The 23,887-nt window shown below is 42.8% G+C and carries 19 protein-coding genes; 10 read left to right on the forward strand and 9 right to left on the reverse strand.

The window, feature by feature from the left end; all coding sequences use genetic code 11:
• Window positions 1-6: 6 nt before the first annotated feature.
• On the reverse strand, window positions 7-294 hold the full coding sequence (locus GRFL_RS17335) for a DUF4834 family protein (protein ID WP_083645791.1): 288 nt from the start codon (window positions 292-294) through the stop codon (window positions 7-9).
• An 81-nt stretch (window positions 295-375) separates the two neighbouring features.
• Between GRFL_RS17335 and GRFL_RS17340 the strand changes: the two genes are divergently transcribed.
• Window positions 376-1,377 (forward strand): transporter, encoded by a 1,002-nt coding sequence (locus GRFL_RS17340; protein ID WP_236995834.1) that lies wholly within the window; start codon window positions 376-378, stop codon window positions 1,375-1,377.
• A gap of 72 nt (window positions 1,378-1,449) precedes the next feature.
• Here the strand turns inward: GRFL_RS17340 and capB are convergent, their stop codons facing one another.
• From capB to GRFL_RS17355, 3 genes are all read right to left on the reverse strand, one after another.
• Complete coding sequence (gene capB, locus GRFL_RS17345; protein ID WP_083645793.1) at window positions 1,450-2,715, reverse strand: cysteate-C-fatty acyltransferase; 1,266 nt, start codon at window positions 2,713-2,715, stop codon at window positions 1,450-1,452.
• A 144-nt stretch (window positions 2,716-2,859) separates the two neighbouring features.
• Entirely contained in the window at window positions 2,860-3,900 is a 1,041-nt protein-coding gene (gene capA, locus GRFL_RS17350) for a cysteate synthase (protein ID WP_083645794.1), read from the reverse strand.
• A 79-nt stretch (window positions 3,901-3,979) separates the two neighbouring features.
• The gene (locus GRFL_RS17355; RefSeq protein ID WP_083645795.1) at window positions 3,980-6,109 is read right to left on the reverse strand and encodes a S9 family peptidase; all 2,130 of its coding nucleotides are present in this window, start codon (window positions 6,107-6,109) and stop codon (window positions 3,980-3,982) included.
• Between the two features lie 60 nt (window positions 6,110-6,169).
• On the opposite strand from GRFL_RS17355, the gene GRFL_RS17360 reads away from it, so the two are divergent.
• Entirely contained in the window at window positions 6,170-6,493 is a 324-nt protein-coding gene (locus GRFL_RS17360) for a YbaB/EbfC family nucleoid-associated protein (protein WP_083645796.1), read from the forward strand.
• Between the two features lie 32 nt (window positions 6,494-6,525).
• Here GRFL_RS17360 and GRFL_RS17365 read toward each other — a convergent pair whose 3' ends face one another.
• Window positions 6,526-7,038 carry a redoxin domain-containing protein gene (locus GRFL_RS17365; RefSeq protein ID WP_083645797.1) on the reverse strand — a complete coding sequence of 171 codons (513 nt, stop codon included), beginning with the start codon at window positions 7,036-7,038 and terminating at the stop codon, window positions 6,526-6,528.
• A gap of 49 nt (window positions 7,039-7,087) precedes the next feature.
• Entirely contained in the window at window positions 7,088-8,119 is a 1,032-nt protein-coding gene (locus tag GRFL_RS17370; RefSeq protein WP_083645798.1) for a threonine aldolase family protein, read from the reverse strand.
• A gap of 198 nt (window positions 8,120-8,317) precedes the next feature.
• Between GRFL_RS17370 and GRFL_RS17375 the strand changes: the two genes are divergently transcribed.
• Genes GRFL_RS17375 through GRFL_RS17385 form a run of 3 tightly spaced genes read left to right on the forward strand, consistent with a single transcriptional unit; the run spans window position 8,318 to window position 11,637 of the window.
• A complete protein-coding gene (locus GRFL_RS17375; protein WP_083645799.1) occupies window positions 8,318-9,784 on the forward strand; it encodes a circularly permuted type 2 ATP-grasp protein in 1,467 nt (488 codons plus the stop codon).
• 1 nt (window position 9,785) lies between these two features.
• Window positions 9,786-10,730 carry an alpha-E domain-containing protein gene (locus GRFL_RS17380; RefSeq protein ID WP_083645800.1) on the forward strand — a complete coding sequence of 315 codons (945 nt, stop codon included), beginning with the start codon at window positions 9,786-9,788 and terminating at the stop codon, window positions 10,728-10,730.
• Window positions 10,731-10,755: 25 nt separating this feature from the next.
• On the forward strand, window positions 10,756-11,637 hold the full coding sequence (locus tag GRFL_RS17385) for a transglutaminase-like domain-containing protein (RefSeq protein WP_236995835.1): 882 nt from the start codon (window positions 10,756-10,758) through the stop codon (window positions 11,635-11,637).
• Here the strand turns inward: GRFL_RS17385 and GRFL_RS17390 are convergent, their stop codons facing one another.
• Window positions 11,638-14,031, reverse strand: a complete 2,394-nt coding sequence (locus GRFL_RS17390) for a zinc-dependent metalloprotease (RefSeq protein WP_083645801.1) — start codon at window positions 14,029-14,031, stop codon at window positions 11,638-11,640. It lies immediately after the preceding gene.
• A gap of 98 nt (window positions 14,032-14,129) precedes the next feature.
• Here GRFL_RS17390 and prfB point away from each other — a divergent pair.
• The 4 genes from prfB (at window position 14,130) to GRFL_RS17410 (ending at window position 18,700) form a co-directional block, all read left to right on the forward strand.
• A protein-coding gene (gene prfB / locus GRFL_RS17395) for a peptide chain release factor 2 (protein WP_139839209.1) occupies window positions 14,130-15,228 on the forward strand; the annotation gives its coding sequence in 2 pieces (ribosomal slippage) (window positions 14,130-14,192 and window positions 14,194-15,228; 1,098 coding nt in all).
• Window positions 15,229-15,293: 65 nt separating this feature from the next.
• Complete coding sequence (gene arsC / locus GRFL_RS17400) at window positions 15,294-15,635, forward strand: arsenate reductase (glutaredoxin) (RefSeq protein ID WP_083645803.1); 342 nt, start codon at window positions 15,294-15,296, stop codon at window positions 15,633-15,635.
• An 11-nt stretch (window positions 15,636-15,646) separates the two neighbouring features.
• Window positions 15,647-16,015, forward strand: a complete 369-nt coding sequence (locus GRFL_RS17405) for a hypothetical protein (protein WP_083645804.1) — start codon at window positions 15,647-15,649, stop codon at window positions 16,013-16,015.
• A 111-nt stretch (window positions 16,016-16,126) separates the two neighbouring features.
• Window positions 16,127-18,700, forward strand: coding sequence for a TonB-dependent receptor (locus tag GRFL_RS17410; RefSeq protein WP_083645805.1), 2,574 nt, complete (start codon window positions 16,127-16,129; stop codon window positions 18,698-18,700).
• 51 nt (window positions 18,701-18,751) lie between these two features.
• Here GRFL_RS17410 and GRFL_RS17415 read toward each other — a convergent pair whose 3' ends face one another.
• Complete coding sequence (locus GRFL_RS17415) at window positions 18,752-18,931, reverse strand: hypothetical protein (protein ID WP_083646254.1); 180 nt, start codon at window positions 18,929-18,931, stop codon at window positions 18,752-18,754.
• A 195-nt stretch (window positions 18,932-19,126) separates the two neighbouring features.
• On the opposite strand from GRFL_RS17415, the gene fumC reads away from it, so the two are divergent.
• Window positions 19,127-20,524, forward strand: coding sequence for a class II fumarate hydratase (gene fumC / locus GRFL_RS17420; protein WP_083645806.1), 1,398 nt, complete (start codon window positions 19,127-19,129; stop codon window positions 20,522-20,524).
• A gap of 74 nt (window positions 20,525-20,598) precedes the next feature.
• Here the strand turns inward: fumC and GRFL_RS17425 are convergent, their stop codons facing one another.
• Window positions 20,599-23,871, reverse strand: coding sequence for a cytochrome c biogenesis protein CcsA (locus tag GRFL_RS17425; protein ID WP_083645807.1), 3,273 nt, complete (start codon window positions 23,869-23,871; stop codon window positions 20,599-20,601).
• Between the last annotated feature and the right edge of the window lie 16 nt (window positions 23,872-23,887).

Here is a 23,887-nt window from a genome sequence, read left to right on the forward strand (position 1 = left end):
CCGAAATTAATCAATTTCTTCGTAATCGATATATTCCCCTACTTTTTTGTCAGAAGTTCTGTCGTTTTTCGGTTTTTTATCGATGCTCACTTTTCCCTTTTGCTGGGCTTGTTGATTTTGAAAACCTCCACCGAATTGTTGATTGAATTGCTGTTCAAACTTTCTGCCCATTTTCCGCATAAAATATTTCAGAATAAGCGGGCCGAAATAGCGAAAGATTATTTTGAGACCGAAGTATACTAGGAGAATGATGAGAACCGTTTTCAATACTCCGGTTAACGATGCTGCTAACATTTTTAAGCTTTTCACAAAAATAAAAAGAAGCCTTCAGAATAGGGCCTAATGCAAATTAAAATTATAATAAAACTTCTATCTTTGAGAGAAACACGCCATTCTATGAGCCTTAAAAACCGCCTGACCAGCCTGGCTTTCTTCGTATTTGCCGGCTTGACCACTCAGGCTCAGTATACTGAAACCATCAACTCCAACCGGCCCGGACAATCCCAGGGTGCTTTTGCCGTGGGAAACAATGTGATCCAGCTGGAAACCGGTGCCTACATGGGAAACGACGAGCATTCTGGCCTTGGGTATTCTCATGATATTTGGGGAATTGATTACCAGTTGCGCTATGGTTTGCTGATGGAGCGCCTCGAGATCAACCTTACTGGTGCTTTTGAAAACCAGGACCAGACTTATAATTTTCTAGGAACGGTGGAAGAACGGAATATTCGGAATTTTCGTTCCAATACGCTTGGCCTGAAATACCTGGTGTATGACCCTAATGTGAGCCTTCCCGAGGAAAAACCGAATTTATACAGCTGGAAAGCTAACCAGCGCTTTAAATGGAGAACTTTAATTCCGGCCATTTCGGTCTATGCTGGGGCAAATTTTGCTTTCGGTGATAATCCATATCTGTACCCGGGAGAAGGAAAATATACTCCTAAAGCGGCCATTATCACCCAGAACAACTGGGGAAGAACCGTTCTGGTACTGAACCTTATTGGCGACCGACTTTCCGAAGAATATCGTTCGCTGATCGGGATCGCTACGGTCACCCACGCCATTACTCCCCAATTTGCCATTTTCGGGGAATACCAGGGAATCAATAGTGATGTGTATGCCGATGATATTTTGAGAGGTGGTGCGGCATATCTCTTCGGAACGAATTTCCAGGTGGATGTCTCCGGGCTGATCAATTTTAAAAATACCCCTTCCAGGTGGCAGTTAGCCGCCGGGATCTCCTGGCGCGTGGACCTGCATGAAGTGGACGAGTTCCTGGAGGATTCCAATGAAGGAAATCAACGCAAGGCACGTTCTGAAAAAATGAGCCGGGAACGTGAAGATGATGGGGATGGCGAAAATGATGGAGGCATTTAGACCGATTCCATCCAATCTAATCACTAAAAAAGCCGGCAAATTGCCGGCTTTTATTTTATATCAGATCTACTTTTAAGATTTATTGGCCATCGCCGCACTTACTGAAGCAGAAAGTCTTTTGTAAGTCCCATTCTCCAATCGCTCACGGATCGCAGAAAATGCGTCCAGCGTGATTTCTACGTCTTCCAGCGTATGGCTGGCGGTTGGGATTAATCTCAGAAGAATCAGTCCCTTCGGAATTACCGGGTACACCACGATCGAGCAGAATATTCCGTGGTTTTCACGAAGGTCCTTTACAAGTGCCATCGCTTCAGGAATACTTCCTTTCAGATAAACAGGGGTCACACAGCTTTGGGTTGTTCCAATATCGAAACCGCGATCTTTCAATCCGTTTTGCAAAGCGTTGACGTTTTCCCAAAGTTTATTCTTCAGTTCCGGCATCGTGCGAAGCATTTCCAGACGCTTCAATGCACCAACTACCAACTGCATTTGTAGTGATTTTGCGAACATCTGTGAACGCAGATTGTATTTTAGGTAATCGATGATTTCCTTGTCCCCGGCAATAAAAGCACCGGTACTCGCCATAGATTTGGCAAACGTGGCAAAATATACATCAATTTCATCCTGAACGCCCTGCTCCTCTCCTGCTCCGGCACCTGTTTTTCCAAGTGTTCCGAAACCATGGGCATCGTCCACGAACAATCTGAATTTATATTTTTTCTTCAGTTCAACAATTTCCTTTAGTTTACCCTGCTCACCGCGCATCCCGAAAACTCCTTCAGAAATAAGAAGAATTCCGCCGCCGGTCTGTTCTGCAATTTTGGTAGCACGCTGGAGGTTTTTCTCGATACTCTCCATATCGTTGTGCTTGTAGGTAAATCGTTGTCCTAAGTGCAGGCGCACACCATCAATGATACAGGCATGAGCATCTACATCGTAAACGATCACGTCCTGCTTGGAAACCAGTGCATCAATGGTAGAAACCATTCCCTGGTAACCGAAATTCAATAAATAGGCTGCTTGCTTGTGTACGAAAGAAGCCAGTTCATCCTGCAGGCGCTCGTGAAGGGTGGTGTGACCACTCATCATCCTCGCCCCCATGGGATACGCTGAACCATATTCGGCAGCGGCTTCAGCATCTACTTTACGAACTTCAGGGTGGTTGGCAAGTCCCAGGTAATCGTTCACACTCCAGGTGATCACATCTTTACCTCTAAACTTCATTCGGTTAGAAATAGGTCCTTCCAGCTTTGGAAAAACGAAGTAACCTTCTGCCTGCTCAGCCCACTTTCCTAATGGCCCTTTGTCCTTATATATTTTATCAAATAAATCCTTCATAGATCATCTTTTTGGTCGGGCGCAAAAGTACTGAAAATCGGCCCAATTCCACAAAGTAATTTTTTAAACATGGCAAGCTACTAAAAACAAAAGCATCCTACAAAATATAGAATGCTTTTGTTAATAAGTGTTAATATTTGTTGACTATTTGATTACTTCAATAGTATGTGTAGCAGATTCGGTTTGTGTATCGAAAAATCCCTGCTCATTCATCCAGTCATCAGAATAGATCTTGCTCATATAACGTGAACCGTGATCCGGGAAGATCACCACCACTTTAGAATTCTCATCAAATTCTCCTTCTTCATTCAGTTGTTTCAGTCCCTGCATCGCAGCTCCGCTGGTATAACCGGCGAACATCCCTTCGGTTCTGGCCAATTCACGAGCGGTATGGGCCGCATCTTCATCGGTTACTTTGATGAATTTATCGATCACATCAAAATCAGTTGCTGTAGGAATCAGGTTCTTACCCAGCCCTTCAATACGATAAGGATAGATCTCCTCCTCGTCGAATTCGCGGGTTTCGTGATATTTTTTCAACACAGAACCAAAAGCATCGATACCGATAATTTTCACCTCCGGATTTTTAGCCTTCAGAAATCTTGCAGTTCCGGAAATCGTCCCTCCGGTACCACTACAAGCCACCAGATGCGTGATCTGCCCTTCTGTTTGGTTCCAGATCTCCGGACCGGTAGAATTAAAATGAGCATCGATATTCAGCTGGTTAAAGTACTGGTTGATATACACCGAACCTTTGATCTCCTCATGCAGCCTTTTGGCTACCTGGTAATACGATCTTTCATCATCTGCCGGAACATTGGCAGGGCACACATATACCTTGGCGCCCATCGTTCTCAGCATATCGATTTTGTCTTTGGAAGATTTCGAGCTCACCGCCAGAATGCAATCGTAACCTTTGATGATGCTTACCATCGCGATACTAAAACCGGTATTTCCGGAAGTGGTTTCGATAATGGTATCACCGGGTTTGAGGATGCCTTTTTTTTCAGCTTCTTCAATGATGTACAGTGCGATCCTGTCTTTGCTGGAATGGCCGGGATTAAATGCTTCGACCTTTGCGGAAAACTGCCCTTTAAAACCTTCAGTTATCTTATTCAGATGTATCAACGGCGTGTTACCTACTAGCTGCAACACGTTGTCATAAACCTTCAAGTCTTCTTTCATAAATCGAGGTTTCTATTTTAAGGTGGTGCCTGAAACTTTCTGTTTCAACAGCGCTTCAAATTTAAGGTAAATTTTTGAATTACTCGCTGATGCCTTCCAAATCGAGCAGGAAGGCGTATTCTTCAGCCACTTCTTTCAGGCTTTCAAACCTTCCGGAAGCACCGCCGTGGCCAGCATCCATATTGGTATGCAGCAATAATACGTGATCATCAGTCTTGAATTCTCTCAATTTTGCCACCCATTTTGCCGGTTCCCAGTATTGCACCTGGGAATCGTGAAGACCGGTAGTCACGAGCATATTCGGGTAATCCTGTGCCACGACATTGTCATAAGGAGAATAGGATTTCATATACTCGTAATATTCTTTGTTATTCGGGTTTCCCCACTCATCATATTCCCCGGTGGTAAGCGGAATGCTGTCATCAAGCATCGTGGTCACCACATCTACAAATGGCACGGCTGCAATCACGCCATTATAGAGCTGCGGAGCCATGTTTACGACAGCGCCCATAAGAAGTCCGCCGGCAGAACCGCCCATCGCGTATAAATGATCGCTGGAAGTATAATTTTGATAGATCAGATACTTGGAAACATCAATAAAATCGGTAAAGGTATTCTTTTTGGTAAATAGTTTTCCGTTCTCGTACCACTGTCGGCCCAAATATTCCCCTCCGCGGATGTGGGCGATGGCATAAATGAAACCACGATCGAGCAGGCTGAGTCGCACGGTAGAGAAATACGGATCAATCGTTGAACCATAAGACCCATAAGCATATTGCAGTAAGGGATTGCTTCCATCTTTTTTTATTCCTTTCCTATAAACCAGCGAAACAGGGATTTTTGTACCGTCTTCCGCAGTCGCCCAAATCCTTTCCGAAGTATAGTTTTCCTTATCGAATTTTCCGCCGAGGACCTCCTGCTCTTTCAGCACGGTCTTTTCGCCGGTATTCATATTATAATCTACAACCTGAGTTGGCGTGGTCAAACTGTTATAGGAATAACGTAAAATATCGGTATCAAAATCGGGGTTTATGGAAGTGTAGGCTGTGTAGGTCTCACTACCGAAGGGAATGTAGGCATCCTTGCTGCCATCCCAGGCAATGATTCGTATGGTGTTCAAACCGTTATGTCGCTCGCTCACCACCAGATAATCTTTGAAAATATCGATGTCTTCCAGCAGGTAATCATCGCGATGCGGAATGACATTTTCCCAGTTCTCCTGGCTGGTTGCCGTTACCGGGGTCTTCATCAGCTTAAAATTCGTGGCTTTATCCTTATTGGTCACCACGTAAAAATGATCTCCGTAATGGGAAATACTGTATTCCAGTCCGAGTTCACGAGGCTGAAAAACCTGGAATTGCTCTTCTGGTCTATCGGCATCCAGGAATCGGTATTCGGTAGTCAGCGTACTGTGAGAACCAATGATGATGTACTGGCGTGATTTTGATTTATAAACGTAAGTATTGAAAGTATCGTCATTTTCCTCATAAACCAACTGGTCTTCTGAAGGATCTGTTCCGAGAATATGTTTGTAAATTCGGTAAGACCTCAGCGTTTGCGGATCTTTCTTTGTATAAAACAGCGTTTTATTATCATTCGCCCAGGTAGAACTTCCCGTGGTATTTTTAATTTCTTCGGAATAGATCTCGCCGGTTTCCAGGTTTTTAATCCTGATGGTATATTTTCTTCGGCTTAAGGTATCGGTCCCGAAAGCGACCAGTTTGTTGTCCATACTCACGTTAAGCCCACCCAAACTATAATAGTCATAGCCTTTGGCCATGTCATTCACATTGAACATTACTTCTTCCGAAGCATCTAAACTGCTCTTTTTTCGCGAATACACGGGATAGTCATAGCCTTTTTCAAAACGCGTGATATACCAGTATCCATTCAGTTTATAAGGCACCGATTCGTCATCTTCCTTGATGCGCGACTTCATTTCCTCAAAAAGCTTTTCCTGAAAATCTTTGGTGTGCGCCGTCATCTTATCATTATAAGCGTTTTCAGCATTGAGATAAGCGGTCACCTCAGGGTTTTCACGCTGGTTCATCCAGAAATAATTATCGATTCGTACATCGCCGTGCTTTTCCAGTTTTTTGGCTTCTTTCTTGGCAATTGGCGGTACCATGTTCTCTGTTTTCAAATTATTATCGTTTTGAGCGTTTGCAAATGTAACGCATCCTAATAGAATACCTAATAGTCTTTTCATATTGACTGGTTTAAACTCCTAATTTAGTAAATTTGATCTTTCAATTTTAAACTGAAAATTATGTTTGGAGATATGATGGGCATGATGAACAAAATCAAGGAAGCCCAGGAAAAAGTTGAAGCTACAAAAGAACGTATGAAAACGGTGATGATCGACGAATCTTCCAGTGACGGACTGCTGAAGGTAACCGTGAACGCCAACCGCGAAATTAAAAGCATCAACGTGGCAGATGAGCTGATGGATGATAAGGAGCAGCTCGAAGATTACCTCATCCTGACGCTGAATAAGGCACTGAGCCGCGCTTCGGAAATCAACGAAAGAGAAGTTGCAGCCGCTGCGAAAGATGGAATGCCAGACATTCCGGGTCTTGACATGTTCAAATAATTCAAAAGCCGGAAAATACATTCCGGCTTTTTTTATGATTTTCCCTTGGCGGGATATTCTTCTTTGATGATAAATTTGATCGCTCGAAGGAGTCGGTCAAAATCTGGTCGTACAAAAGGAATGGATTGGATGTGTGCCGAATATAAGGTCCCATCTGCTCTCACCAAGAACAAGGCCGGTTCGAAAAAATGTTCTGGCTCTGATTCTTTGACCGCTTCAGAAATGAATAAACCCCATTCCCTACCGGTCTCCAAACTTACCTCGTAGCCCAAATTGATCTCCTCCAGCTCCCATTCTTCAAATGTCTGTTCTGCCTGTTTTTGAGAATTCACACTAAGACAAAGCACCTCTACCCCCAAATCATTGAAATCTTCGAGACGTAATTCAAGTTTTTCCACCTGGGTTTTACACAATGGGCAGTGAATACCGCGATAGAACAGCAACATGGTAAAATGTTCCGGCGATCGATTGGCAAGCACAAATTCGCCTTGCAAGGTCTGAACCTGTAAATCAGGCACCCTGTCGCCGGGTTTTAAATTTCTCATGGGCTTTTTTCCGAATTTAATCCAACTTCAAAATTGAACTCGCCAAATTTTAGTTAAGATTTGCGCTTTTTAAAACATCCTGAAATCGCTGATGCATTTCTTCGGAATAATCCAAATGTGTCACGATACGCAATTTGCCCTGCCCCATATTACTGATCCTGATATTATTCTCGTGCAGGTGCTCCATAAAGTCTTTTTCCTTTGAAGCATCCTGAAGGTAGAAAATGATGATATTGGTTTCCACCGGTTCCACCTCTTTCACATATGGCAGGCTATTTAAAGTTTCCGAAATCTCGGTAGCTCTTTTATGATCTTCTGCCAAACGCTCTACATGATTATCCAACGCATAGATACCAGCGGCAGCCATAAAACCAACCTGTCGCATTCCGCCACCAAGAACTTTTCGTACTCGCATGGCATTTTTCATCAGCTTTTTATCCCCGATCAAAACAGATCCCATTGGAGTTCCCAGGCCTTTAGACAAACAAACTGAAATAGTATCGAACAGTTTTCCGTAGTCTTTTGGATCTTCCCCTTTCTTCACCAGCGCATTGAAAAGCCTTGCTCCATCCAGGTGTAAGCCCAGTTCATGTGTGTCACAGACCTTCCTGATCTTTTTGATCTCTTCCAGATCGTAACAGGCACCCCCACCTTTATTCGTAGTATTTTCAAGACAAACCAAAGTAGTCAACGGACTATGATAAAAATCTGGCGGATTGATATTTTCCTCAACCTGCTCAGCCGTGATCATTCCGCGGTGACCATCTACCAGTTTACAGGAAACCCCGCTGTTAAAAGATGCTCCTCCACCTTCGTAATTGAAAACATGAGCCCACTTGTCACAGATGAGCTGCTCCGAAGGTTGTGTATGCAATTTTATTGCAGCCTGGTTAGCCATACTTCCGGTTGGGAAAAATAAGGCTTCGTCTTTACCGAAAAGTTTCGCCAGTTTTTCCTCCAGCGCATTAATACTGGGATCTTCTTTATAGACATCATCTCCAACCTCGGCAGTCATCATCGCCTGCAACATTCCTTTAGTTGGTTTGGTAACCGTATCGCTTCTAAGATCTATTTCTTTCATAATCAAATTTAAACTCCTGCTAAAGTAACGGGTATCGGCACGAATTCCAACTGAGAAAATTTGAAAAAATTCAGTTTAAAATTATCAATTCGAATAAATTTTAAATCAAAATAGCCTTTCACCATAATTCGACCAACAATTAAGTATATTTTATAAGTATTTGATAATAAACTTCTTATTTTAAGAAAAAGAATCAAAATGCAGCCGGCAAAACCCACCTTCGAATCTTACAAACGCGATCCCAAACTTTATGATGAAATCTTTGATGAAACCGACCAGGTAAGAGAAATTTATAACACCTTATTCGATTTGTACAGCGAACATTCCGCTGCAGATTTCAATAGGCTGAACAACAAAGCGAAATCCTCCTTTTTTAACCAGGGAATCACTTTCCAGGTTTATGGTGATCATGAAGTCAAGGAAAAGATTTTTCCTTTTGACCTGTTTCCTCGAATCATTGATCCAAGTGAATGGGAAATCATTGAAACCGGCGTTCTCCAACGAAGTAAAGCGTTAAACGAATTTCTATGGGATCTGTATCATGACAAAAAGATCATCAAAAATGGGATCGTTCCTTTAGAACTGATCAGTTCTTCGGTGAATTACCTGGACCAGATGAATGGCTTTGATCCGCCCGGTGGAATTTATAATCACATTTCGGGAACTGACATCATAAAGCATTCAGATGGACAGTATTATGTTTTAGAAGATAATATTCGCTGTCCTTCCGGGGTAAGTTATGTGATCTGCAACCGTACAGCATTGAAACGTGCTTTATTCGGGGTCTTTAATCATTACCAGACACATTCGGTTACCAATTATGCCGAAAATCTTCTGGAAATGATGGAATCTGTCAAACCCCATGGTGTAGATATCCCAAATTGTGTAGTGATCACTCCAGGAATATATAATTCGGCATATTATGAACATTCCTATTTAGCCAAAGCTATGGGTGTTGAGCTTGTTGAAGGACGTGACCTTTTCGTGGAAAATGATTTTGTTTACATGAAGACCATCAACGGCCCGGAAAAAGTAGATGTGATCTATAGACGAATAGATGACCAGTTTCTGGATCCGCTGGAATTCAGGCCAGATTCTGCACTTGGCGTACCCGGGCTCATGGCTGCGTACAAGCAGGGAAATGTTTGCCTGGTTAATGCTCCCGGAACCGGCGTGGCAGATGATAAAGCGATCTATACCTATATGCCAGAGATCATCAAGTACTACCTCAACGAGGAGCCGATCTTGAATAATGTGCCGACCTATCATTGCAGCAGGCCGGATGAACTTCAGTATGTACTGGATCACATTCCTGAACTTGTGGTAAAACCTGTTGATGAAGCCGGGGGCTACGGAATTTCAATTGGAAACAAATTAACTTCCGAAGAAATCGAAGAGGTAAAGAAAACATTAAAAGCTCATCCACGAAAATATATCGCGCAGCCAATCATGTCACTTTCGGTTCATCCCACCTATATTGAAGAATCTGAATGTTTTGAACCAAGGCACGTCGATCTTCGAACGTTTACTTTACTCGGAGCCGACAAAAGTTTTGTACTGAAAGGCGGACTCACTCGAGTGGCGCTTCGCAAGGGAAATCTTATTGTTAATTCATCCCAGGGCGGTGGTTCGAAAGACACCTGGATCTTAAAAAATAACCAGTAATATGTTAGCAAGAGTAGCCAACAACCTGTTCTGGATGGGGAGATATATTGAAAGAGCAGAGCATGTAGCCAGATATTTGAACGTGAACTATTTTGCATCGCTAGATGCACCGAACGAACAATCCCAGAGTCGGCAATTTGTATTACAGTCCATGCTGTTTATGGCCGATGATCTCATTGACCTGGAATCTGAACTGGATGAAGAAAAAGTGCTTTATGATATTGGGCTTAACCCGGAAAAAAGTTTTTCTATTATCAGTTATGTAAAAGCTGCCCGTGAGAACGCGAATTCTGCGCGTGATCTAATTTCAACTGAACTGTATGAAGCCATCAATAAATTCTACCATTTTGTTCTGAATTATGATGTGGATAATTATGTGAAAAGGGGCTTGTATGATTTCAGCATCCAGGTAACCGAAAATTCTTCGATCTTACGAGGTAAGATTCGTGGTACTCTTCTGCATGATGAAGTATATGCTATTATCATGCTGGGAATTAATATTGAAAGGGCAACCCAGATCATACGCATCATCAATTCCAAATATCGTGATGCAACAGTCGCTCTTGGAAGTTACGGTGATACTCTAAAGAATAGCTACGAATGGACCACTTTGCTGAAATGTGCCGAATCGTACGATATGATGCGACGGTTTTACCGAAAAACACCTACCAGTATCAATACGCTCGAATTTCTAATTCTGAATCCTGATTGTCCTCGTTCGGTAATGAATAGTCTGAACCAGGTTAAAAAGCACATTTATGTACTAAGTGATGAAAAACTACCGTCAAAAAATTCGGCTGCATTCCAGATCGGAAAAGTAAAAGCAAAATATCAGTACAAAGTAATTGAAGAGATCGAAAGCGACCTCCAGACTTTTATTCAGAATATTCTAGATGACCTCAATGGGATTGCGCTCAAGCTCGAAAATGATTATTTTCATTATTAATTGATCAAAATGGCTTTTATTTGCCATGGTCAAAATCGAGTTCATGAGCCTGGAATACACGATTAAATATTCAGCTAAAAATTCATACGAAAACGGGGCTACTTCTGCACTATGGCAGTTCATGATCATTCCCGAAACTAATGACTCCCAGGAAGTTTTAAGCGATCGTTTTATCAATTCTCATTATATACCGGTTGAAAACTCTGTAAATGGCTACGGTTTCAAAACCTATAGAATTCGTTACCGTAAATCCAGTTTTGAAGAGATCGCATTTCATGCAGAATTTCAGCTCATCAAAGAGGTTGAAAATGTTTTTGAAAAACTGGCTGATCTTTCAATTGAGGAAGAATCAACTAAGCTGAATTCCTTGGAATTCAAGGCAGATAATGATGTTTTTCTAAGACAAACCGAATTGACCAGTCTTCCGAAGGAAACCGCTTTTCAATTTGATCAAAACATGAGCCTTTTTCAGAATTTGCAAAACCTAAATAAGTGGATCTTTGACGAGTTTACCTTTAAGGCCAATGTGACCAGTGTCGATACTAACCTGGAAGATATTCTAAAACTGAAACAGGGTGTTTGTCAGGATTTCACCCATTTGTTTATCGCAATTGCAAAATCACGCGGTATTCCTTCTCGCTATGTTTCGGGCTACCTGCACCAGGGAAACGGGTATTTTGGGGATTCACAAATGCATGCCTGGGCAGAATGCTGTTTACCTGAAAGCGGGTGGATCGGTTTCGACCCTACAAACAATTTGATTGCCGCAGAAAACCACATCAAAGTGGCTCATGGCAAGGATTATACTGATTGTCCTCCCTTAAAAGGTATTGTTTTCTCCAGCGGAAAAAATGAAACCGAGTATAGCGTTCAGGTTTCAGCCCAGCAACAGCAGCAGCAACAATAATTATTCAAAAGTTCCAATTGGAGAACCATCTGGTATCTTCGGAATATTCAGCTCAAACTGAAATTCTTCCGGCCGTTCCCTGAATTCTCTGATCTTGCGAAACATTTCCTTGTTTACGCTACCATCCTTACCTCTCAGCCAGGTTTCCAACTTGTCGACTTCCATATTTACTATCGCCTTTGTCATGGGAGTAGCATCATCATTGGCAGCCAGATTCAGCAAGTGTTTTAAAACCACAAAATTAATGGTTTGTTGCGCCCCGTTTAAATAATCATCTTTAACCGATTTCTGAACTGTTTCTTTCAGTAACTCATCCAGCATTCCTTCCAGCCCCATCAGACCACCATCCATATTATGTTGTTGTAATAAACGTTCAGCTCGGGCCTGGTGTAAAAGATATGTTAGCGTCATATCTGCAGCGGTTGCAGGTGCACCGTAAGCATCAAAAGCCACATCGGTATTACTTTTAAACGATTCCCTGCTTCTACCATAACCAAAGGCTCTTGGTGGAAATAATTTCAGTTTGTTCTTCGGGATGGCGATTTCCTCAGCGTTCAGTGTTCGCAACACAGCTTCCAGCGCTTTCTCCTGGCTCTTTCCATCCAGGTATTCCACAGCTACATTTTCATCTCCTTTTACAGCATAGGTATATTTCAAACCGCCGATCATCTTGGTTGTCGCTTCTGTTTGATAACGATGTAAGAAATAGAGCGGCACAAACACATCTTCTAAAACTGAAAATGGTTCATTGGTTCTGATGTTATCTTCGGAAAAATTCTCGATCGCTTTTTTGCGAATTTCCAGAATAGCGTCCAGTTCTTCCGAAGCATTTTTACCATTATCCCATAAATGAGCAAACGCATGGGCTCCGCCAGCAGAACGCGCATCAGAATCGGTTATAAAGGTAAAACCCCGATCTTTTGCTTTGTCAAGCACAGCATTTAAATAATCTCTTTCTAATTCTCCTTCCGGCACATCTCCATAACTATATGCCACGGTGATCTTATCCCATTCCCCGATATTGGTGTCGTAGGCATTTTCAAAAGAAATCTCTCCATTCTGCAACTCGAATTGCGGGTGCGGATAATCCATCACCGAAGACCGATCGCTTTCGCTTGCAGCAAAATTATGTGCAAATCCCAACGTGTGGCCTACTTCATGAGCAGCCAGCTGTCGAATTCTGGCCAATGCGAGTTCCATCATTGGTTCATGATTGTCATCACTATCTTTAAAAGGCTTGTTCATTAATGCCTGGGCGATCATGTAATCCTGGCGAATACGCAAACTGCCCAGACTCACGTGACCTTTGATTATCTCACCGGTACGCGGATCGACCACGCTTGCGCCATAACTCCAGCCACGAGTAGAACGATGAACCCATTGGATCACATTATAACGTACATCTAAAGGATCAGCACCTTCCGGTAAGACTTTAACCTGGAAAGCATCTTTATACCCAATAGATTCATAGGCCTGGTTCCACCAACTGGCACCTTCCATCAGAGCGCTTTTCACCGGTTCCGGTGTTCCGGGATCCAGGTAATAGATGATCGGCTCAACCGGTTCGCTAATTTCAGCTGAAGGATCTTTCTTTTCCAGTCTATGTCTAATGGCGAATCGTTTCATGATTGGTTCATAGACCGGTGATGCATAATCCATATAAGAGATAAAAATTGCGCCACTGCGAGGATCGAAAAGACGCTTTTTATAGTTATCGTCTGGCAACTTCACAAAAGAGTGATGCTCTGTAACTGTAATATGTTTGGGGTCTGGAACAACCGAGTTAATGGTCCTGCTCTTTGGTTCTCCTTCAAAAGTTAGTAAGGCCTCAAATTCCACATTTTCAGGAAAAGCCCTGGTTCGATCCAGGGACAGAGCGCTTTTAGATTTATCCAGTTTGTATGTTCCGTAATCTCCCCTTTTAAGCCGATTGGTAACACCATGAACATCTTCCATTAAAAAAGGTGTAAGATCTATTAAATACTTTCCTTCCTTTTGCTCTTTGATCTCGAAACCAAAAATGACCGATTTCGCAAAGGCTTCGGCAACCGAGGCTTTTTCCGCTTCATTTTCGGTGATTGCCCGGTAATCCATATTAGGTTGAACCAGCAATAACTTATTTCCTGCTTTTACGAATTTTACAACCGCCTCGCCACCTAGCTGCCCGCGATCCAAGCCGATATCGTTCGAACCAACACCACTAGTTAAAAAGTGAGAATATAAAAACTCTGAATCCAGGTCTTCCACTTCCAGATAGATCGCATCTTTTTTCTGGTCGTAGTGAAAATCGAAATAACCTTCGAAATTTTCAATGCTGTCTTTATCTTTCAGAAATTGTGATTGCGCAACGACACTAAAACTGAATGCCAGGAGAATAAGTATTTGTCTTTTCATCGGGAGAGTTTAAATAGCTTGCTTAAAACTATAAAAATATCGTAAAATACTTTTCTTAGGCGGCCTATAATTCTATTTTTACGCTCAAAAGCTGAATAATGACCAATACAGAATCTATTCGAGATCTGAGAGAGCGCCTGGTTGCGTTAAGGAGGTATCTTTGACATCGATAAGAAGAAAATAGAGATCACGAATCTCGAAGAAAAGACCTTTGCACCAGATTTTTGGGATGACCCAAAGAAGGCCGAGGCGATCATGAAAGAAGTCAATGCGGAAAAAAAGTGGGTCGAGGATTATGAAAAGGCCGAAACTTTCGTAGACGATCTGGATGTGATCTATGAATTCTATAAGGAAGACGAAGCTTCTGCCGAAGACGTGGAAGAACGATGTTCCAAAGCCGAAGAACTCATCGAGGACCTTGAATTCATGAATATGCTTTCTGAAGAAGGTGATGCGATGAGCGCAGTGCTGCAAATTACAGCCGGTGCCGGTGGTACGGAAAGTTGTGACTGGGCTCAGATGCTCATGCGCATGTACATGATGTGGGCTGAAAAGCGCGGTTTTAAGATCAAGGAACTCAACTACCAGGCTGGCGATGTAGCCGGGATCAAAACCGTAACCCTGGAAATTGAAGGCGAATACGCATTTGGATGGCTGAAAGGCGAAAATGGTGTGCACCGCCTGGTTCGTATTTCACCATTCGACAGTAATGCGAAAAGACATACTTCGTTCGCTTCGGTTTATGTTTACCCGTTGGTGGATGACAGTATCGAGATCGATATCAATCCGTCTGATCTTAGTTGGGAAACTATGCGATCTTCTGGGGCTGGAGGGCAAAATGTGAACAAGGTGGAAACGGCTGTTCGTTTGCGCCACGCTCCTACCGGGATCGTTATTGAGAATTCCGAAACCCGCTCCCAGCTGGAAAACAAGAATAAAGCCATGCAGTTACTGAAGAGTCAGCTATATGAAATTGAGCTGCAAAAACGTCTGGCACAACGAAGGGAGATCGAAGATTCCAAGATGAAAATCGAATGGGGATCACAGATCAGGAATTATGTGATGCATCCCTACAAACTCGTTAAAGATGTACGAACCGCACAGGAAACCGGAAATGTAGATGCGGTAATGGACGGGTCTATCGATGAATTCCTGAAAGCCTATTTAATGATGATGGGACAAAAAAGTGAAGATTAATTAAAACGCTAATTTTTAATTTTTGCCAGGAATTGATTATTTTAAAGAAGTAAAAATATCACTGAATGTTACGAATCTATCATAACGCCCGCTGCCGGAAATCCCGAGAAGGATTGCAAATTCTCCAAGAATCTGGAAAAGATTTTGAAACAAGGGAGTACCTGAAAGAGCCTCTGAGTGAAAAAGAATTATCGAAGCTCATTGGTAAGATTGGCATAAAACCTGCAAAGCTGGTTCGTAAAAATGAAACAATCTGGAAAGAATCGTATAAAGGAAAAGATTTAAGCGATTCAGAGATCATCAAAGCGATGGTTGAAAACCCAAAATTGATCGAGCGACCTATCGTTGAAACCGAAAATGAAGCGGTGATCGGAAGGCCTCCTTCAAACATTCAGAAATTGTTATAAAGAAAAGAAAGATGAAACTGGAACATAGAATAGCTTTGATTGGTGTGGCTGCTGCCGCGGTGGCAGGCTTTGTATATTCACAGATTTATATACACGAAAAGAATCGTAAGGAGATCAGGGAAGTTGCTGCAGAATTGGCCTTTACCTGGCAAAATCAACTCCATCTCAGCGACGAACAGGCGTCCATGCTGGAAGACACCATTATTGAGTACACGATCAAAAAGAACGAGATCATCAATTCCAGCCTGGGCATTGGCAGCCAGATTCAGAAACTGAAATCCATTCAGGGCAATGAACACAAGGCACTCCAGAAATTCATGAGCGAGGAACAGTTCGAAAGTTACCTGGCGATGAATAAAAAGATCACTCGTAAGTCCTGATTTTCAATAACCTGAAAAGACTTAACAAATAAATTCAGGCTTTAACGGAAAATTAACCCCTGTTGATTTAAACTAAATCGGTTTTACTCAGTCCAACTGAAAAATTGATTAATGACCAACAGAAAAATTTTCGTTCTTAGCGTATGTCTCATCCTGATTTCAGGATTTGTTTTTAAGACCTGGGCACAGGGCCCGGAACCTGCAAAAAAGTATACTATTTCAGGCAAAGTGATTGATGATGAACTGGGTGTTCCACTGGAATATGCCACCGTTTCCATCGTTAATGTGAATGATCCCAATGATATCAACGGTGGAGTGACCAACGCTGAAGGTGCATTTGCTATTGAAGTTCAGAATGGCACCTATAACATCGCGGTTGAATTCATTTCTTACGAAACCAAAAATTTCAATAACCGTACAATTAACAGTGACCTGGACCTCGGAACCATTAAGTTGGGACTGGGATCTGAGAACCTTGATGAAGTAGTTGTTCAGGCAGAAACCACTCAGGTGGATGTACGACTGGATAAGAAAATCTACAATATTGGTAAAGATCTTACCACTGCGGGTGGAACCGTGAGCGATGCATTGAATAACGTGCCTTCTGTTTCGGTAGATGTGGAAGGTGGCATCAGTCTTCGCGGAAATGAAAACGTTCGTATCCTGATAAACGGGAAACCTTCAGCTATGGCTGGATTTGGCGACAGCAACGTGCTTAGCCAGTTACCGGCTTCAGCAATCGAACGTGTGGAAGTGATCACCTCACCTTCGGCCCGATATGATGCGGAAGGTACAGCGGGGATCCTGAATATCATCCTTCGGAAGAAGGAAACACTTGGTTTTAACGGTTCCCTGAACCTTCAAACCGGTTATCCCGCGAACGGCGGAATTTCAGCAAACCTGAATTATCGCACCGAAAAATATAATCTCTTTGCCACTACCGGGTACCGCTATGACGAGTCTCCGGGAAATGCCAATTTTGACACGCGTTATTTTGATGTGCAGCAGGATGCTTTTTTAGATAGTATTCAGTACACGGAAAATTCCGAAGATCGCGATTATGACCGCATCCGAAGAAATTTCAACACCAACCTCGGTATGGAGTATTATATCACTGATATGTCTTCCATTACTGGTTCGGTTTTTTACCGAAAAGGAAATGATGATGATCTTACCACCAACATCAGCGATTATTTTTTAAACGGAAGTCCGCAAATTGGGACGACCCGTTACGAAAAGGAAACCGAAGATGAAGACAGTTACCAGATCGCACTGAACTACATCAATAAATTCGATAACAACGGGCACCAGCTAACAGCAGATTTTCAGTATGAGAGCGACCAGGAAGAACAAGGTTCTTTCATTAACGAGCCGGTGCGTTACAATAATACAGATTCTTTGGGCGTGAACATTCCGCGGGAACAAACCAGCACGATCGAAGATCAAAACCAGTATTTGATTCAGGCTGATTATGTACGACCAATTGGTGAAGAATCACAATTTGAAGCCGGATATCGCGGGGAATTCGAAAATACCCTCACAGATTATAAGCTTTTCCAGGAAAATGCTGACGGAACGCTCGTTCTGAACGAAAATCAAACCAATATTTTTGATTACACCGAAAATGTACAGGCGGTCTATTCACAATATGGTTCCAAATTCGGAGAATTCAGTTTCCTGCTGGGTCTTCGTCTAGAAAACACCAATTTAAAAGGAAACATCACCTCTGCCCTTACTGAAGCAGAGCTGCAGGACATTTATTCTTTTGAAATCGATACCGAATTTGACAACAATTACCTGGGGCTTTTTCCTACGGTGAACCTGATCTATGAACTTGGCGAGGATGAAAATATCACTTTAGGTTACAACAGAAGAATTAACCGTCCGCGTGGCTGGTTTATCAATCCGTTTCCTTCTCGTAGCAGTAGAAATAACGTTTTCCAGGGAAATCCTAACTTAAGACCCGCATTCTCCAATGCTTTCGACCTGGGATACCTTAAAAAATGGGATAAATTAACGCTTACTTCATCTGTATATTACCAGCATGAAACCGATGCGTTTTCCAGAATCCAGGAGCGTGTAAATATCACTGTTGCGAATCCAAGCTTTGGCGAGGCTGGCGAACCGGAATATGTGAACCAGGAAGTGATCAGAAGTATTCCGTTTAACCTGGCCACTAATGACCGTATGGGTGGGGAAATTGGTTTCCTATACAATCCAAATGACTGGTTAAGACTGAATGGTAGCTTCAACTACTTCCGTTTTGAACTGGATGGACAGTTTAATGGGACTGATTACAGTCAGAAAAACACCAGCTACTTCGGAAGGTTTAGTTCCAAAGTTTCCCTTCCGTGGAAAATAGACTGGCAAACCAATGCTTTCTATCGCGGTCCTTCAGACGATGTCCAGGGAACACAGGATGGCATTCTATCTATCGATGTAGCATTGAGCAAGGAAGTATTGAAAGATAAGGCCACTGTATCGATCAACGCCCGTGACCTTCTGAATTCAAGAAAAAGGAGTCAGCAAATTACCACTGACGATTTTTACCAGGAAAGTGAGTTCCAGTGGAGACAAAGACAAATAAACCTTTCATTTATTTACCGTTTCAATCAGCAGAAAAAACGCAACGAGCGACGCGGTGGAGAAGACAATATGATGGATGAAGATGGAGAAGGATTTTAAATTCTGTTAGTTGGTTAAACTAAAAAAAGGGACTTTAAAAAGTCCCTTTTTTTATACCTTCTGTTCTTTGGCTTTCTTTCTGGCCTCACGTTTTTCTTTCAGGATTTCTCCAATTGATCCGCCAACCCAATAAGGGACAACGAACCCGATAAGAAAGATCATTAACCAGAATCCCATTGTTAAAATAACAAGGAAAGCGATAAAACCAAGATACTGATCGAATTCGAACATCATAACGTTATGGTATTTTCAGATATCTGGTCAAAGATAGCAACTCTGGACGGCTTATCACAAAAATTTCCTAAATAATCTGAAACTGCTCACCTTTCAGCAATTTAGACACAAATCTTCTACCAATTTTCACGCAATTTTAAAGCGAAAAAGTTTTCGAATAAATAACTTTGCGAAACAATCAATTTTAGCATTATGGACTATAGAATAGAGAAAGATACTATGGGGGAAGTGAAAGTTCCCGCCGATAAACTCTGGGGTGCTCAAACCGAGCGTTCCCGCAATAATTTTAAAATAGGACCTTCGGCTTCCATGCCTCTTGATATCATATACGGTTTTGCTTACCTGAAAAAGGCTGCAGCCTACACCAATTGCGAACTGGGCGCACTTTCAGTTGAAAAAAGAGACCTTATTGCACAGGTATGTGACGAGATCCTGGATGGAAAACATGATGATCAGTTTCCGTTAGTTATCTGGCAAACCGGAAGTGGTACGCAGAGCAACATGAACGTGAACGAAGTGATCGCCAACCGTGCACACCAGATCGCCGGTAAAACTATTGGTGAAGGCGATAAAACCCTGCAACCCAATGACGATGTGAACAAATCACAATCTTCTAACGACACCTTTCCTACCGGAATGCATATCGCTGCCTATAAGAAGATTGTAAAAACCACCCTTCCCGGAGTTCGCAAATTGCGCGATACCCTGAAGAAAAAATCGGAGGAATTTAAAGATGTAGTAAAAATTGGTCGTACGCATTTTATGGATGCCACACCGCTTACACTGGGGCAGGAATTTAGCGGGTACGCTGCACAACTCGATCACGGGATTAAAGCTTTGGAAAACACGCTACCACATCTTGCAGAACTTGCTTTAGGCGGAACAGCAGTGGGAACAGGTCTTAACACTCCTAAAGGCTATTCCAAACGAGTTGCTGAATTTATCGCAAAGTTCACTGAATTGCCGTTTGTTTCTGCAACAAATAAATTCGAGGCTTTAGCTGCACATGATGCATTTGTGGAAAGTCACGGTGCATTAAAACAGCTGGCTGTTTCCCTGAATAAAATTGGGAACGATATCAGGATGCTGGCGTCTGGTCCAAGAAGCGGAATTGGGGAATTGAACATTCCTGCCAACGAACCTGGTTCCTCGATCATGCCTGGTAAAGTTAATCCAACCCAATGTGAGGCATTAACCATGGTTTGTGCCCAGGTGATAGGAAACGACATGACGATGAGCGTGGGCGGCATGCAGGGGCAATTTGAACTGAATGTTTTCAAACCTGTGATGGCTAACGCATTGCTCCAAAGTGCGGAACTACTGGGAGACGCCTGTGTGTCATTTGACGAACACTGCGCCCAGGGAATTGAGCCGAACCATTCACGAATCAAGGAACTGGTGAATAATTCCCTGATGCTGGTAACTGCACTCAATACCAAAATTGGATATTATAAAGCTGCGGAAATCGCAAATACTGCTCATAAGAACGGAACTACTTTGAAGGAAGAAGCGGTAAACCTTGGATATGTAACTGAAGAGCAATTTGATGAATGGGTGAACCCAAAAGATATGGTTGGAAGTTTAAAATAAACCCCTAACCTTCAATTACCTGCATAAAAAAACCTGCTCCTTCGAGCAGGTTTTTTTTATCCTCATATTCGGTTTTAGATGGTATCGGCATCTCGGGCGATCTCATTTTTCGCTTTCTTGGCATAATGTTTTTGGTACTTCCAGTAAGAAATCCCTCCTAAAACGAGTACTCCCGCAAATGTATAATACACAAAAGTTGGGGTGATCACCTTATCCCCACTCGCGTAAGAGTGTAGTCCCGCCAGGTAAAAATTCACACCAAAATAGGTCATCATAACGGAAGAATACGTGATGACCGACATGAAGTTAAAGGTCCACCGTCCCCTCAATCCAGGAACCAGTCGCATATGTATCACAAAAGCATAAAGCATGATACTGATGAGCGCCCAGGTTTCTTTCGGATCCCAGCCCCAGTAACGTCCCCAGCTTTCATTAGCCCATTGCCCACCCAGGAAGTTTCCTATTGTAAGCATGACCAGTCCAACTGTTAGAGCCAGCTCGTTGATGATCGTAATCTCCCGGATATTCAACAGCATTTTCTTCTTATTCTTTTCCGTGGTCATAATCATCAAAAGCAGGGCGACAACTCCCAGGATCATTCCCAGTGTAAGAGGTCCATAACTTCCAACGATCACTGAAACGTGTATCATCAGCCAGTAACTATCCAGTACCGGCTGCAGATTGGCAATCGCAGGATCTGTCCAGTTACCATGCGCGATCATCAAAACGATCGCCGCCACGAAGGCCGTAGAAGCAATCGTTAGATTACTTTTTCTTCCGAAGGCCAAACCAAAGAACATCGTTGCCCAGGCTACGTAGATCATCGATTCGTAGGCATCACTCCAGGGTGCGTGACCGGAAATATACCAGCGCACGGCAAGCCCAACGGTATGCAAGGCGAATAATATGATGATGGCGGCGATACTCAAATAGATCAGTCCGCGAATAAATTTATTATCGTAAAAGATATGCAGGATCACAAAAATAAGCATGAGGACCCCGGCAAGCATATACATCCAGTACAGGCTTTTGAAAACGTCATATTTATTATAAGTGATCTCGGCGTTTACTTTTTCTGCCGAAGGCATTACATCAGCTCCAAATTTCTGCTGATAATCTTTCATGGCCTGGAGATATTCATCGGCCTTGCTGTAATCACCGGTTTGACGAGCCTTCTGTAGCGCTCCCATATACATCGGCATGATCTGACGCGTGAAAACGGAGTCCATTCCTTTGAGATTGGCTTCCCCCACTTCAGGATAGGAGATCCATTTGTTATTTTCATCCCCTGGAATTGGAAAAATCTTCAAGACCCTACCTTCCAGTGCACGGTACCAAAGATTGACTTTTTTATCAGTTTTGATAAAATCTTTCTGGAACTGGTTTGGCACCCCGGCTTTGTATGCTTCTTCTAGATAGGGTGACAGCTTATAGGATCCTCTTTCATCAAAAAAGTCGGTAAGTGCCAGGAATTTCTTCCCTTTTTCCACGCCAAGAATCCTGTGCAGGCTATCGTTGTGTTTTTCAACATGCACGATCGGCGCATTGTACCAAAACATAGGATTTTCAGTAAGTGAAATTAAAACCTGGTCTGAAGACAAGCCTTCATAGGTATCAGTTTTGCTCAGTTTCCGAAGTAATTCTGAAGAATAGGTATTGGCCGGTTTCATTCGCCCGCCTGCATCCTGAATGATCAGTCTTCCGAATTTTGCCGCGTGTTCGGGACTTACGGCATTAGCCTTCAGGATACTGTCAATATAAGACTTTTTGATGCGTACATGGTCGTGATCGTCCTGTTGCTGGTTTTGCGCAGGAACTTCAGCAATCGTATCGGCTGTTCTTTGCGCGGCTTCTTCCGGAGCTGGCTGTTGTGCATTTCCGGCTACTGAAAGTCCTATCAGCAACAGCAGGGTCGATAATGTCTTCTTTTTGGCTTTTACTTTTTCCAGCATTTGTTTCAGGTTTCCGAAGCGGGAATTTTTATCAAATAAGATCCACATCAAGCCGAAATACAGCAGAAAATAGCCCAAATATGTGATCCAGGTTCCCCAACGATCATGGTTAACCGAAAGTACCGTTCCTTTCTCATCTGGTTGGAAACTGGACTGGAAAAAGCGGTAACCGCTGTGATCGAGCACATGATTCATGTAGATCTCGTAAGGTTGCGCCTCTTTGCCTTCTTCCACAATCTCCACTTTACTTTTAAAAGAGGAATAACCAGGCGTTTCACGATCAGCAGTTCCGGGATATTTTTCAGCTATAAAATCATCGAGTTTCAAAGCGAATGGCAGTTCCCGTTCTTTTGAACCGTAATTCAGGTAAATGTCGAGTCCGGCAAGTTCGATCTTTTGAGGATCGGCTGCAATACCTTTGGAACCTAACATGGTAAGGGTTTCTGATTCGCCTTCCGAAGAAACTTTCAAAGTCACAGCGTCCATATCTTCCTTCTTTCTGGGCTTGGTGGGAACGACATCATATTTTCCACGAACTACGGGATCGGGCACCACGAACTGAAAATTCCCAAGATTATACAGGGAGCGCAGCATGAGCGTTTGAGTAGAATCGGCGATCAAAGTACCCTGTTTTTGATCGGCCATCCTCATGTAATCGCCTTCAAAAGGAGAATTTATGGTGTATTCGCCAGCCTCGTTCACGAAAATATTGATCGCACCGTCTTTCGGATTATTGTAAGAAAAAATAATGTTGTGAATATTACTGATTTCGCCCTCCTTCAAATAATGATCGTGCCTGGTTCCACCTCCAGACTCCACAACTTTCAGGTAATTCTCTCCATCTTCAGTTGGAACCAGTGTTTCCTCGGCTCCTTTAATGAAATTCGTAAGTTCGAATGTGACCGGCTGCCCGTTAAAATCAGTGTTCAGTACATAATCATTATCTACCTCGGGGCCAAACAGAACTTCATCCTGCAACACGCGCCTCCTGGGCTGGCCATCGATCTCTCCATCGATAAAGAAGGTGAAATAGGTTTCTTCTGATAAAAATTTATTGGTGGTCTCCCCTTCCCTGATCGGCATGATCCCCTCATAGCTGATGTATCGCGTAATAAATGCACCAATCAGGATCAGGATGAAAGCCAGGTGCAGCAACAATGTGCTCCATTTTTCGCGTTTATGAAGGTTGTATCTCTTGATGTTTCCAATAAAATTGATGAGCAGGAACACCATGATCCCTTCAAACCACCAGGTATTGTAGATCAGGATTCTTGCGGTTTCAATGCTATACCAACTTTCTATAAAAGTGCCCATGGCCATGGCGACTGCAAATACTAAAAGTAGGACGGCCATTATACGGGTAGAAAAAATTACTGAAGCTATTTTTTTCTCCATGAAGAACGGATTTTTC

Source organism: Christiangramia flava JLT2011, from assembly GCF_001951155.1.
Taxonomy (GTDB): Bacteria; Bacteroidota; Bacteroidia; order Flavobacteriales; family Flavobacteriaceae; genus Christiangramia; species Christiangramia flava.